We start from the raw sequence: 12,388 nt of genomic DNA, 5'->3' as shown, positions 1-12,388 counted from the left end.
CCCGGCCTGTAACCGGGTGCCCGAAGGAGGAAGGAATCAGCCGAGTTCGGCCAAGCACTCGTCGAGTCGCTCGAGGAGTTGACGAACCGTCTCCGGCGTCTCGTCCCCCATGTGGGAGATGCGGAAGGTCTGACCCTTGAGCTTCCCATAACCGCCGTCGATCACGCACTGAAAGCGGCTTCGCAGAATTTGGATCCATTGCGCCACATCGATTTTCCGCGTGTTCGAAGCGCAAGTAAGAGACAGAGAGGCAAAGCCTTCCTTCGGGAAGAGCGCAAAGCCCCGTTCCTTGACCCAAGAGCGAACGATTTCGGCATTCTCGCGGTGGCGGGCGTAGCGCTTCTCGATTCCCTCCGCTGCAATTTCCGCGAGCTTCTGCCGCAGGGCGTACAGGTGGCCGATCGCAGGGGTGCTCGGCGTCATGTTCTTCTCGTGATTCCTCTGAAACTCGATGAAGTCGAAATAGTAGCCACGTCCGGGTACGGTCTCCGCCTTGGCCAGCGCCCGCGCAGAGACCGCGAAGAGAGCGGCTCCTGGCGGCAGCGCCAGCGCCTTCTGCGTGCTGGCGAGCATCACATCGATCCCCAACTCGTCGAAAGGGATCCTTAAGGCGCTGAAGGAAGAGACGGTATCCACGATAAAGGAGACCTCAGGAAACTCCCGCATCACTGCCGCGATTTCGGACAGCGGGTTCATAAGGCCGGTAGAGGTTTCGTTGTGGATGACCGTAAGCGCATCGAACTCGCCGGTGGAGAGTTTCTGCCGGACGGCCTCGGGATCGATCGGCGTCCCCCAAGGAAAAGTGAGCCGTTCTGCGTCTTTGCCGCTGCGGAGCGCAACATCGTACCACTTGTCGGAGAAGGCTCCGTTAGCGCAGCAGAGCACCTTTCTGTTTGTGAGGTTGCGGACCGCTGCTTCCATGACGCCCCAGGCGGAGCTGGTGCTGAAAAAAACGGGGCCCTGTGTATAGAAGAGCGCCTGCAATTTCGGCTGCAGGTCCGCATAGAGATCTTGAAAGCTCTTGCTTCGATGTCCGATCATCGGCGAAGCGAATGCCTGGAGCGTTTCTGGGGAGACTTCAACCGGACCGGGGATAAAAAGTTTTACGTGAGGCATCATTCTGGGAGGATAGGGATCCGATGCGCAAAAGGCAATGGCTTCTCCTCTGCTCGGTTATCTTCCTGACGGTCCGAGCCGTTGCCGAGCCCCGATTGGAAGAGATTCTTCAAGAGGTCGTCGCCCGGGACGACGAGGCGAAGCAGCTCCTACTCCGGCTGGAGTATAGCCAAGAGGTTCGCACCGATCAGCTGGATAACATGGGCAATTCGAAGAAGACGGACGAGATCCGGATGGTGGTGAAGCCGGGGGAAGGACTACTGCTGGTGCCGAATTCGTCTGCGGGAACGGTTTCGGTGCAAAAGTTAAGCAGCCAGCAGCTTCGGGAGGCTCGGGCTGCGCAGCAGGTGAGCGATGTCCTGGCCATGCGCAACCTTCTCCCCCGCTATGCGATCCATCTCGAAGGGGAAGGAGTCTGGAATGGCCAGCGGGTCTATCTCCTTGGCTTTGAACCCAAGCCGGACGCACCATGCCGCTCGCGAGCCGATCGGGTGATCAATGCCTTGAAAGGGAAGCTTTGGGTGCGGAAAAAGGACTGCTCGATCCTTCATGTCGAGGCCAACCTGACGCACCCGGTTCCCATCGCCTGGATCTTTGCCTCGGTCGATCAATTGGATATCTGGTACGAGGGGGCAAACGCATCTTCCGATCTAGGGGTTCTGCCCGCCAGTGGATGGGTCGAATACCGGGTCGGCACATGGTTTGGCAGCAACCACGCCAGACAGCAGGTGGCGATGCGAAACTACCGGCGGGGCGATCTGACCGCCGGGTCCGAGCCTTAACCTGCAGGTTGAGCGCTTGCCACTTCGGTAGAGATTCGGTAGAAAGAATCCGGCGATTCCGAGCCCTGAGGAGCCAGGGGAAACGCTAATCCCCGGAAAATCGGCTTCCAGTTGGGAATCCAAATTTATGCCCTTCGGCGGGAGACCACCGGGGGGCAGTTTGTATCCGAGGCGAGGCGATTCAAACAGCCCTCGCTTCCGATACCGCGTTCAAGATTCGCTCCACGTTGGCGGCTACCTTGCCCTTGAAAACGGCCGAGCCGGCCACCAGAACAGTGGCTCCCGCCCGGACGATTTCCGCCGCGTTTTCGGGCTTGACCCCTCCGTCGACCTCGAGCCAAGCCTCGGAGCCGATCTCTTCGAGCATGCGGCGCAACCGGCGGATCTTATCCGTGCTGGCGGGAATATACTCCTGGCCTCCGAAGCCCGGGTTCACCGACATGACGAGCACTAAATCCACGTACCGGAGGATCTCCTCGAGAGCGACCAACGGGGTGGCCGGGTTGAGCGTGACACCCGCCTTCGCTCCTAGTTCCTTGATGGCCTGTACTGTTCGATGCAGATGGGGACAGGTTTCCACATGTACGGTGACGATATCGGCGCCCGCCCGGACAAAATCCGCGAGGTATCGCTCCGGTTTTTCGATCATCAGATGCACGTCCAGGAGAGCTCCCGTTTCGGCGCGCAGCGGGCGGAGGGCCTCCACGATGAGCGGGCCGATCGTGATGTTCGGGACGAAGTGTCCATCCATCACATCGATGTGAAGCCAATCGGCTCCGCTCTCGATCGCCTCGCGGGCGTGGGCGGCCAATCGGCTGAAATCCGCGGATAGGATCGAGGGAGACAGCTTGATCCGATGCTCTCCCTTCCCCTGATTCCCCGCTTCCCTTGACAGTGTCATCATAAGTTCTCCCTGAGCCGGTCGACGTGACTGCTCGTAAATTTGAATGATACCGAATCCTTTTGAGGGAGCAACAGCCCTTTCTCGGGACGAAATCGGGAGGAATCGAGAGGCGGCAGTCTTTCGGTCTTTTCCGCCCTTGCGCTCTTTGTATCGTCCTGCGCATGTTGACCGTTGAGCCGTGGACAGCGAGTTTGCCATTGGGACGCCGAAGAAGCTCATGGAGGATCAGGCCCTCGTCCTGAAACGAGGGGACACCTTTGGGGTCTTTAACCCGTCGGGCGACGCGGAAGCGCGCCTACGGCCGGCCGAAGGGCTCTTCCGCGCGGATACCCGTTTTCTTTCTCGCTTTCACCTCCTGCTCGGGCGAGCGGAACCACTGCTGCTGAGCTCTCACATGGGCGGGCTGGAAGCCGTAGCGAGCATCGATCTGACCAACGTCGACATTTCCGAGGAGAATGGGCGGATCACGCTCCCCAGTCGGACCGTCCACGTCCTCCGCAAGAAGCGCATTTATGATGGGGGCTTTCGAGAGGAGTTGCGGCTGCGCAATTACGCATCGTGCCCAATCGTGCTCGACGTCGCCATTCTCTTCGAAGCGGATTTTGCGGACATCTTCGAGGTGCGGGGAAGAGGACGCTCCAAACGAGGCAGATTTCGGAAGCCGCAGATTCGCAACTCGTCAGTGACTCTCGGATATCGGGGAGTGGATGAGGTCGAGCGCTCCACCCGGCTCACCTTTACGCCGATGCCGACCGAGCTGGGAGCAAAAATGGCCCGATACCATCTTCCTTTGCAGCCGGGCGACGAGCGGAGGCTCGAAGCGGTTGTCGAGTGCTTCGCGCAGCCGGAGCCGAAGCTCTTTATTCGCAGCATGCCGCATCCCCGAAAGAAGCTGGATGGGCGTCCACGCCGTTATTTAGGTCGCGCGGCAGTCCGAACTTCGAATGAGCACGTCCAGGAATGGATCGATCAAGCGCGGGCCGATCTCGAGATGCTGGTCACTCCGACTCGAGAAGGGCTCTACCCGTTCGCGGGAGTGCCCTGGTTCAGTACCGTTTTCGGACGTGACGGAATCCTCACCGCGTTGCAGTACCTCTGGCTCGATCCCTGTCTTGCCCATGGGGTCCTCCGCTTCCTGGCAGCCCATCAGGCCAAAGGAGAGGAAGAGGGGAAGATTCTGCACGAGTTGCGGCAGGGGGAGATGGCTGCGATCGGTGATGTCCCCTTCGGGCTCTACTATGGCAGCATCGACGCAACGCCTCTCTTCGTCCTTTTGGCGGGAGCCCTCTATGCGCGGACCGGCAATAAAAAATGGATCGAAAAGCTCTGGCCCCACATCGAGCTTGCCTTGCGATGGATGGAGACTCGCGGGGATCGGGATGGAGATGGTTTCCTCGAATATCAGCGGCCGCCGAAGGGGCAGGGACTTTGGAATCAAGGCTGGAAGGATAGCGATGACGCGATTTTTCATGCCGATGGCCGGCTCGCGGAAGGATCGATCGCTCTTTGCGAAGTACAAGGCTACGCTTATGCGGCCTGGACGGGAGCTGCCGGCCTTGCTCGGGTTCTGGGGAAATCCGAGTCGGCCTGCAAGATGCAGCGAAAGGCCGAGCAGTTGCGGGAGCGCTTTGAAGAAGTCTTCTGGTGCGAGGAGCTCGGTACCTATGTCCTCGCCTTGGATGGGAACAAGGAGCCCTGCCGCGTTGCCGCGTCCAATGCCGGCCATGCGCTTTTTTCGGGAATCGCCTCCGAGCATCGAGCGCGCCGCGTGGCCGAGCTTCTGCTCGGGCCCAGTTTTTTCAGCGGCTGGGGCATTCGCACCTTGTCCGAAGAAGCTCCCCGCTACAATCCGATGTCCTACCACAACGGATCTATCTGGCCTCACGATAATAGCCTCATTGCTCTTGGCTTGGCCCGCTATGGCTTCTCGGCCGAGCTGCGCAAGCTTGCAGAGGGCCTCTTCTGCGCGCTCGATTACCTGGAGGACCACCGCCTACCGGAGCTCTTTTGCGGCTTCCCCAGGCGGCCGGGTTCCGCGCCCGTGCGCTATCCGATCGCCTGCCGTCCCCAGGGATGGGCCAGCGGCAGCCTCTTTGCGCTGCTGGCAGCCTGCCTGGGCATCGGATTTCATGCGGAAGGCGGGGAGATTCGGTTCGAAAAACCAGTTCTTCCGGTTCAGGTGGACGATCTGCTTCTCCACGGTCTTCCCTTGAAGAAGGCTTCGGTCGACGTGCTCTTTCGCTCCCATATTCGGGACGTGGCGATGAACGTCGTGCGCCGGAGAGGCGACGTTTCGGTTGTGCTTGTCAATTAAGTCAGTCTGCGGGACAAGCGGGTTAATATTATATTATGATAATGCGAGATCGGTCGCTTCTCGTGGAGGAAAGGGCTGCGAAGGGAGGGCTTCGCCTCGGCTACGTCACGCTGAGTAATCCCGCATCGCTCAACGCCATCTCCCTGGGGACTGCGGCGCTTCTCGATGAGGCTCTTTGCGCATGGGCAGAAGATCCGGGCATTGCCTGCGTGGTGCTCTCCGGCAGCGGGGAGAGAGCGTTTTGCGCCGGCGGAGATCTTCGGAAGATCTATCAGGCGATTCGTTCCGGGGATTCGAGCTTTCCTAGCCGGTTCTTCATCCAGGAATACCGAGTCGTCGGTAGAATTCATGCCTATCCGAAACCGATTCTCTGCTGGGGCGATGGGATCGTTTACGGCGGAGGCCTGGGACTCCTGGCTGCGGCGAGTCACCGAGTCGTTACCGAGAAGAGCCGACTGGCGATGCCGGAGATTTCGATCGGGCTCTTCCCGGATGTGGGCGGAAGCTGGTTCCTGGGGCGAATGCCGGGTCGCATCGGCCTTTTTCTCGCCCTCACCGGCCTCTCCGTTGCGGCGGGGGACGCCCTTTTCCTGAAGTTGGCGGACTACTTTCTGCCTGCCGAGGAGAGGATGTCGGTTCTGGAGGAGAGGCTTGCCAGCCTCTCTTGGACCGGACAGGCCGAAGCCGATCGCCTGCTTCTGGCCCGGTCCCTTCGAGAGTGGGCACGGCGGTGGCGAAGTGCCGTGAGCCCGGCGCGGACTCGGCTGGAGTTCGATCGCATTCAATCCCTCACCGAGGGGGACACCCTCCCGGAGATCGCGGACAAGATCGCCTATGGACCGGTTTCCACCGATCCCTGGTTCACCCAGGGTGCGGAAAATTTCGCGGAGGGCTGCCCGCTTTCCTCGTGGCTCATTTGGGAGCTTTCCCGAAGGACCGTCCGGATGTCGCTCAAAGAGGTGATCCGGTTGGAAGCGATCGTCGCTCACTGGTGCGGAGCGCGTGCGGACTTCCCGGAAGGGATTCGCGCATTGTTGATCGACAAGGACCGAAATCCCAGGTGGAGCGACAAAGACATCGCGGCGGTGCCGGCGCAAAAAGTAAAAGAGCAGTTCGTGGCTCCTTGGCCTCCGGAAGAGCATCCCTTGAGAGATCTCTGACGGCCGTTCTCTCCCGGAGCAGCCGGTATCTATTTCTTTTGCGGCCGGTCCGGCTCAAGCACGCCCAGAAGTCCGAGAATGGCTCCACAGCTCAAGAGCACGATCGGGATGAGGCTGAAGGCATTGAAGCCCAAAAGCCAAAGGAAGGCGCCGGCGGCCACTCCCATGAGCAATCCGCCGAAGAGCGGTCTCGCCAAGACGATTCCGGCTCCCAGTAGAGCCGCGATCGGCACGGCGACGCTTAAAATCTTCACCCCCGTCGCAGAGGCGGGATATCCCGATTCGGCGAAGCTCGCCAAACCATAGCCCAGCAATCCGTAGACGACGGAGGCGAGTCCGCCGAGTAAACCGACGACGAGGGCGCCAATTCTCATGGGTTTTTTTCTCTTCCGCTCGCCCTACCTACACCAGCGGAGCGAACTCGAAGATGGTTGGCAACGCGCGTGGGAACGCAAGAGGAAAGAGACTCCTATCGCGTAAAGAGACACCAACTCAGCCATCAGAAGAATGTGGAGACGGGCCGCGCTTGGATCTCTTTTGATGTTGACCAGTTTCTAGGGCCGCCGGTAAAGCGGGTGTTTGCCGGAGAGGGGAAAGGCGGGTCAGGAACTGTGCAAACGGCGTGCCCGGGATGGGCAGCGGCCGAAACCCCGAGGACGAGATAAGGTTTCGCCGAGGAAAGAAGAGTAGAGGAAATGAAGAGCTTCTCGATTGTTCCGGCCATGCGTCTTGCCGGAGAGATTACGGTGCCCGGGGACAAGAGCATTTCCCATCGCGCGGTGATGCTAGCCTCGCTTGCCCACGGCCCGACGGTGGTGACGGGTTTTCTTCCCTCTGAGGATTGCCTTTGCACGCTGCGCGCTTTTCAGGCGCTCGGGGTTGACATCGAGGTCCGAGACCCGACAAGTCTCTCGATCGAAAACCGCTCGCATCGGCTCTCCCCCGCCCGGGAGGCGCTCGATTGCGGAAACTCCGGGACGATGATGCGTCTGATTGCCGGAGTTCTTGCCGGGCAATCTTTTCGCTCCCGACTCGTAGGCGATGCTTCGCTCTCGAAGCGTCCGATGGGGAGGATTATCGAACCGCTGGAAAGGATGGGTGCTCATATCCGAGCGGAAGGAGAGAAGGGAACTCCACCATTGACTCTGGAGCCGGCGGAGCTTCGCGGGATCGAGTACGAGCTTCCCGTAGCCAGCGCCCAAGTGAAATCCTGCTTGCTCCTAGCCGGGTTGCATGCGCAAGGGGTGACAGGGATTCTCGAGCCGAGTCCGACTCGAGATCACACCGAACGCCTGCTGGCGCATTTCGGCGTTCGTCCTCTGCGCGAGGGTCGGGTTATTCTCATTCACGGAGGATTGACGCTGGAAGGACGTGATCTTTTTGTCCCCGGCGATTTTTCTTCAGCCGCCTTTTGGATTGCCGGCGCAGCGGCGATCCCAGGCTCGGAGATTCGGATTCGGAGTGTCGGATTAAATCCGACACGGACGGGGTTGATCAACGTGCTCTTACGCATGGGGGCTCAGATTGAGGAGAGCGTCGAGGAAAGCCGAGGAGACGGCGAACCGAAGGGCTCACTCCTCATTCGAGGAGGTAAGCTGCGGGGGACGAAGATCGAGCAGGCGGAAATTCCGAGCCTCATCGACGAGTTACCGGTCCTTGCGGCGATCGCCGCGCTCGCGGAAGGAGAGACGCACATTCGCGGAGCGGCGGAGCTTCGCGTCAAGGAATGCGACCGTATCCGGTGCATGGTGGAGAATCTGCAGCGGTTTGGCGTTCCCGTGGACGAGTTGCCGGACGGAATGATCGTGGAGGGGGGGCATCTCATCCGTGCGGCCCGTGTCTCGTCCTTTGGAGATCATCGCGTGGCGATGGCCTGCTCCATCCTGGCTCTCCGAGCCGACGGCCAGAGCCGCATCGATGAGGTTGGGTGTGTCGAAACCTCCTATCCCGGTTTTTTTCGCCATCTCGAAAAGCTCAGCCGAGCCTCCGCGGAAACGGCGCAGGGGTGGAAGGACTATCTGCCGTGGGCTCCCGCTCGTTCCGAGCCAAATCGCATCGCGGAGGCGCCCCGCTGTCCGGTCGTTGCAATCGATGGCCCGTCCGCTTCCGGGAAGAGCACCGTGGCAAAATCACTCGCTCAGGCTCTCGGCATTGCCTATTGCAACAGCGGGCTGGTCTATCGGGCGATCACTTGGGGACTGATTGCCAAAGGAGTGACGATCGAGCGCGAGCCGGTCTTTAAAACCACCGTGCGGCAGATGAAAATCGAGTGTCAGATCGAGGGGAATGAGCTTCATGTCCGGATCGATGGGAAAGAACCGGGGCAGGAGGCGCGAAGTCCAGAGGTGAATGCGGCGGTCTCCCACGTGGCCGCTTCTCCCTGGCTGCGGAAACGGCTTCTTCCGATCTTTCGCCAGCTGGCCGAAGAGCACTCCCTGGTGATGGAGGGCCGCGATATCGGAACGGCGGTGTTTCCGGCCACCCGGTACAAGTTTTACATTGATGCGGATCCGAAGGTGCGCGAGCAACGAAGGCAAAAGCAGGGCGAGACCGATTCCATCGAGGACCGGGATTGGGAAGATCGGTCTCGGACGGCGGCTCCGTTGCGATGCGCGGCGGACGCCGCGTTCCTCGACTCGAGCCGGATGACTGTCGAAGAAGTGGTCCGCCGGCTGCTCGACGAGTTGCGCAAACGCGGGTTTCCCCTGCCGGAAGGGCCTTCTGCCCCGTGACGCTCGGATTCGCTGGCTCATGAGGCCTTGGTATGCCGTTGCGCGGGCGCTGGTGAAAGTCGTCCTGCGTCTCTGTTTTCGGTTGCAAGGAGAGGGAAACGAACGAGTCCCCGGGGGAGGACTTCTTCTTGTTTCGAATCATGCGAGCTACCTGGATCCACTGGCGGTGGGATCCGTGGTCCCTCGGGAGATCTACTACTTGGCTCGCCGCTCGCTATTCAGAGGCCCAATGGCCGGGCTGCTGACTAGTGTAAACACGATCCCGACGGCGCGAGAGCATCCGGAGCCCGCCGCGCTTCGCAAGATTCTCGGCCTGTTAACCGAGGGTCACGGGGTTCTGATCTTTCCGGAAGGGACAAGGAGTGCCGACGGGAAATTGCAATCCGCCGAACCGGGGGCAGGCTTCCTTGCGGCCCAAGCGCAGGTCCCTATTTTGCCCGTGCGCGTCTTCGGTTCCTTTGAAGCGTTGTCGCGCTCTTCCCGATTTCCACGCCTTGCCCCAATCCGCGTCGCTGTGGGATCCCCATACCAGCCGCGGCCGATGAGGGATGGCGAAACAAAAAAGGAATATTATCGCTCCCTTGCCGAAGAGATGATGCGGCGGATCGGGGAGTTGCGGTAGTGACTGCGGCCGAGCGCAAAGCTTCGTCTTGCCAGAACAAACGGAGTTCGGCGGCGGGCGAAGACCCGATTTGAATTTCACTTGAGAAGAAAGGGTGAGCGCTTAGATTGTTCGCAATGAGTGTGCCTCCCGAACGACCAATGGAGGTGGCCTCGCCGGCATTTCCGTTGTCAGAAGCATCGGTTGGCACCCATCTCTGGATTCATTCCGTTGCGGGCAACCCATGCGAATGTTATCGGCTGCACGAAATGGGTTTTTGCCAACGGGCGGAGCTCGTCAAATTGTCTCACGGTGCGATGACGGTCTGCCTGGTCTGCGGTGCTCGGGTCGGCTTAAGTGCAGCCGTCGCACGGCGAATTTTCGTTACCGCCGTTTCCGGAGAGGCGCGTGAGAGTGATGGAGGCGCGGAAGTCGATCCGGGCCCTTCTCCTTCGTCCGGGGAAGGGACGTTTTTCTGCCGCATTCTCGACCGCTTCCGCCGAAGAAGGAGCGGCTGGGCCGAATAGGAGATGAAGTTAGCGCCCAGGGCTAGAGAGGGCGCTCCTCTCGCCGAGCTGACGAACATTGCTTTGGTGGGCAACCCGAATAGCGGTAAGTCCACTCTTTTCAACGCCCTGACGGGCTTGCGGCAGAAGGTCGCGAATTATCCCGGCGTCACGATCGAGAAGAAAATTGGATTTTTCTTCGACCTGCATGGCCGGAAGTGTCAGTTGATTGATCTTCCAGGCACTTATTCCTTGCTGCCGAGCGCCCCGGACGAGGAAATCACTTGCGAGGTTCTCTTTGGAACGCGTCCCGATACACCCGTGCCGGACGCGGTGATCTGCGTCGTCGACGCCACCCATTTGGAGCGGAGCCTCTACTTGGTTACGCAGGTGCTGGATTTGGGTCTTCCCGCAATCGTGATGCTGAACATGATGGATCTCCTGGAGGAAGGAGGAGACAGTCTGGACGTTGCCGGGCTCTCGGCAAAGCTGGGGTGCCCCGTGATTCCGTGCCAGGCATCGAGGCGGAAGGGATTGGTTGAGCTTCGCGCAACTCTATCGCACGAGCTTCCTCCGGGCCGTCCGGTTTGCAGGCGGTGCCCCGCCCCGGTCGAGGAGTCGCTGGCGCGTATCGCTGGCGACTTTCCCGAGGAGAGGGTGGAGAGGAGAGCGCTCTGCGCGCTCATCCTGGGTGCTCCCGATCCCCGACGTCTGGCCGAGGTGTTGGCCGTTACTCATCTATTACCCGCGCTGCGGCAAGAGCAGGAGAGGCTCGAAGGAAAGATGCCGGATTGGCGGCAGCAGACGATTGCCATGCGTCAGAGCGAGATTCGCACGCTCACCGGCGAGGTTTTGCAAAAATCCCCCGTGATCGCCAAAAGTGCGACCGACTGGCTGGACCATTGGGTGACTCATCCGTTCGTGGGTTGGTTGATCTTCCTGGGGATCATGGGGACCATGTTTCTTGCGGTATTCGAGGTGGGCGCGGGTCCCAAGGATGCCATCAACGCCCTCTTCTCGGTTCTTTCGGCAAGGCTGGAGAAGATCCTGCCCGCCGGGGACTTGCGCGACCTTTTGACCGAAGGGGTGATCGGAGGAGCCGGGAACGTCATCGTCTTTCTGCCGCAAATCCTCGTCCTCTTTTTTTTCTTGGGCCTGCTGGAAGACAGCGGCTATATGGCGCGCGCCGCTTTCCTCATGGATAAGGTAATGAGCCGAGTCGGCCTGCAAGGGAAAGCATTCATCCCTCTGCTGGCCAGCCATGCGTGCGCGATCCCTGGCATTCTTTCGGCCCGCACCCTTTCCGACCCTGGCGATCGGATGGTCACCATTCTGGTGGCGCCGTTTGCCAGCTGCTCGGCGCGGTTGCCGGTCTATGTGCTCATGATTGCGGCGTTTTTCGGCGGTCGGCCGGGAGCCGGCGTAGCAGAGGCAGCGATCGTAATGTCTCTCTATCTTCTAGGTCTGGCGACCGCCTTCGGGTTCGCCTGGCTCTTTAAGAACAGCCTCTTTCGTGGTCGGCCCGCTCCTCTGGTCTTGGAGTTGCCTCCCTACCGCAGACCTTCGCTTCGAACGATCGGCACTCAAATGCTCTCCCGAGCGGGCGCATTTCTTCGCCGCGCCGGAACCACGATTGTCGCCATTTCCGTGATTCTCTGGTGGCTGACCGCCTATCCGAAGGTTCCCGGCGTAGATCAGTCGGCTCAGCTGGCGGGTAGCTTTGCCGGGCGGATCGGTCACTGGATCGAGCCGGTGATTCGCCCTCTTGGTTTTAATTGGAAGATCGGCATCGGCTTGATCAGCGCGCAGGCGGCGAGGGAAAATTTCGTCAGCACCATCGGCGTCCTCTATGCCGGAAAATCCAAAGGCGAGGCCGAGCCGATCCCGTTATCCCGGGCACTGTTGGCGGATCGTTGGCCCGATGGCCAGCCCGTCTTTACCCCTCTGGTCTGCCTGACCATCATGCTCTTCTTCGTCTTTTCCCTCCAGTGCGTCAGTACCGTCGTCGCCGTGCGCCGGGAGACCGGATCCTGGCGATGGGCGTTTTTTCAATTTGGCTATATGACATTCTTCGCCTATGCTGTATGTCTGGCCGTTTATCAGGCAGGCCGGGCATGCGGCCTGTAATGGCGGCAGGGCGATAAGGAAGAAACGTGGAAGGGAACTGGCAGCAATGGGTGGCTTTGCTCCTGGTAGGGGTTAGCCTTCTCTATATCATGCGAGATTTTGCGCGAGCCATGCGGAACCGGAAGGGTTGCTGCGGCTCGTGCCCG

10 protein-coding genes and 1 pseudogene are annotated in these 12,388 nt (G+C 60.3%); 8 read left to right on the top strand and 3 right to left on the bottom strand.

Going from position 1 to position 12,388, the window contains the following annotated elements; genetic code table 11:
* Positions 1-36: 36 nt before the first annotated feature.
* Entirely contained in the window at positions 37-1,116 is a 1,080-nt protein-coding gene (locus tag MAMT_RS04395) for a pyridoxal-phosphate-dependent aminotransferase family protein (RefSeq protein WP_142659798.1), read from the bottom strand.
* A 23-nt stretch (positions 1,117-1,139) separates the two neighbouring features.
* On the opposite strand from MAMT_RS04395, the gene MAMT_RS04390 reads away from it, so the two are divergent.
* Positions 1,140-1,898, top strand: a complete 759-nt coding sequence (locus MAMT_RS04390; RefSeq protein WP_142659796.1) for a hypothetical protein — start codon at positions 1,140-1,142, stop codon at positions 1,896-1,898.
* 181 nt (positions 1,899-2,079) lie between these two features.
* On the opposite strand, the gene rpe is transcribed toward MAMT_RS04390, so the two are convergent.
* The gene (gene rpe / locus MAMT_RS04385; RefSeq protein ID WP_142659797.1) at positions 2,080-2,799 is read right to left on the bottom strand and encodes a ribulose-phosphate 3-epimerase; all 720 of its coding nucleotides are present in this window, start codon (positions 2,797-2,799) and stop codon (positions 2,080-2,082) included.
* 181 nt (positions 2,800-2,980) lie between these two features.
* On the opposite strand from rpe, the gene MAMT_RS04380 reads away from it, so the two are divergent.
* The gene (locus tag MAMT_RS04380) at positions 2,981-5,116 is read left to right on the top strand and encodes an amylo-alpha-1,6-glucosidase (RefSeq protein ID WP_142659795.1); all 2,136 of its coding nucleotides are present in this window, start codon (positions 2,981-2,983) and stop codon (positions 5,114-5,116) included.
* 41 nt (positions 5,117-5,157) lie between these two features.
* Positions 5,158-6,276 (top strand): enoyl-CoA hydratase/isomerase family protein, encoded by a 1,119-nt coding sequence (locus tag MAMT_RS04375; RefSeq protein ID WP_246186521.1) that lies wholly within the window; start codon positions 5,158-5,160, stop codon positions 6,274-6,276.
* 29 nt (positions 6,277-6,305) lie between these two features.
* On the opposite strand, the gene MAMT_RS04370 is transcribed toward MAMT_RS04375, so the two are convergent.
* On the bottom strand, positions 6,306-6,650 hold the full coding sequence (locus MAMT_RS04370) for a hypothetical protein (RefSeq protein ID WP_142659793.1): 345 nt from the start codon (positions 6,648-6,650) through the stop codon (positions 6,306-6,308).
* A gap of 321 nt (positions 6,651-6,971) precedes the next feature.
* On the opposite strand from MAMT_RS04370, the pseudogene aroA reads away from it, so the two are divergent.
* From aroA to feoB, 5 genes and pseudogenes are all read left to right on the top strand, one after another.
* A pseudogene (aroA, locus tag MAMT_RS11820) lies at positions 6,972-8,255 on the top strand (3-phosphoshikimate 1-carboxyvinyltransferase); the annotation flags it as partial.
* 39 nt (positions 8,256-8,294) lie between these two features.
* Entirely contained in the window at positions 8,295-9,008 is a 714-nt protein-coding gene (gene cmk, locus MAMT_RS11815; RefSeq protein WP_342799821.1) for a (d)CMP kinase, read from the top strand.
* Between the two features lie 19 nt (positions 9,009-9,027).
* Positions 9,028-9,630, top strand: a complete 603-nt coding sequence (locus MAMT_RS04360) for a lysophospholipid acyltransferase family protein (RefSeq protein WP_142659791.1) — start codon at positions 9,028-9,030, stop codon at positions 9,628-9,630.
* Positions 9,631-9,746: 116 nt separating this feature from the next.
* The gene (locus MAMT_RS04355) at positions 9,747-10,136 is read left to right on the top strand and encodes a FeoA domain-containing protein (protein WP_142659790.1); all 390 of its coding nucleotides are present in this window, start codon (positions 9,747-9,749) and stop codon (positions 10,134-10,136) included.
* A gap of 3 nt (positions 10,137-10,139) precedes the next feature.
* Positions 10,140-12,242, top strand: coding sequence for a ferrous iron transport protein B (feoB, locus tag MAMT_RS04350; protein WP_142659789.1), 2,103 nt, complete (start codon positions 10,140-10,142; stop codon positions 12,240-12,242).
* The last annotated feature ends 146 nt before the right edge of the window (positions 12,243-12,388 follow it).

The sequence above is a fragment of the Methylacidimicrobium tartarophylax genome, assembly GCF_902143375.2.
GTDB lineage: Bacteria > Verrucomicrobiota > Verrucomicrobiia > Methylacidiphilales > Methylacidiphilaceae > Methylacidimicrobium > Methylacidimicrobium tartarophylax.
This window is presented reverse-complemented; position numbering and strand designations above follow the sequence as displayed.

Coding starts and splice junctions, on each gene's coding strand:
- MAMT_RS04355 (WP_142659790.1), top strand. CDS start 9,747: ATGAGTGTGCCTCCCGAACGACCAATGGAGGTGGCCTCGCCGGCATTT.
- rpe (WP_142659797.1), bottom strand. CDS start 2,799: ATGACACTGTCAAGGGAAGCGGGGAATCAGGGGAAGGGAGAGCATCGG.
- MAMT_RS04360 (WP_142659791.1), top strand. CDS start 9,028: ATGAGGCCTTGGTATGCCGTTGCGCGGGCGCTGGTGAAAGTCGTCCTG.
- MAMT_RS04370 (WP_142659793.1), bottom strand. CDS start 6,650: ATGAGAATTGGCGCCCTCGTCGTCGGTTTACTCGGCGGACTCGCCTCC.
- MAMT_RS04395 (WP_142659798.1), bottom strand. CDS start 1,116: ATGCCTCACGTAAAACTTTTTATCCCCGGTCCGGTTGAAGTCTCCCCA.
- MAMT_RS04390 (WP_142659796.1), top strand. CDS start 1,140: ATGCGCAAAAGGCAATGGCTTCTCCTCTGCTCGGTTATCTTCCTGACG.
- feoB (WP_142659789.1), top strand. CDS start 10,140: ATGAAGTTAGCGCCCAGGGCTAGAGAGGGCGCTCCTCTCGCCGAGCTG.
- MAMT_RS04375 (WP_246186521.1), top strand. CDS start 5,158: ATGCGAGATCGGTCGCTTCTCGTGGAGGAAAGGGCTGCGAAGGGAGGG.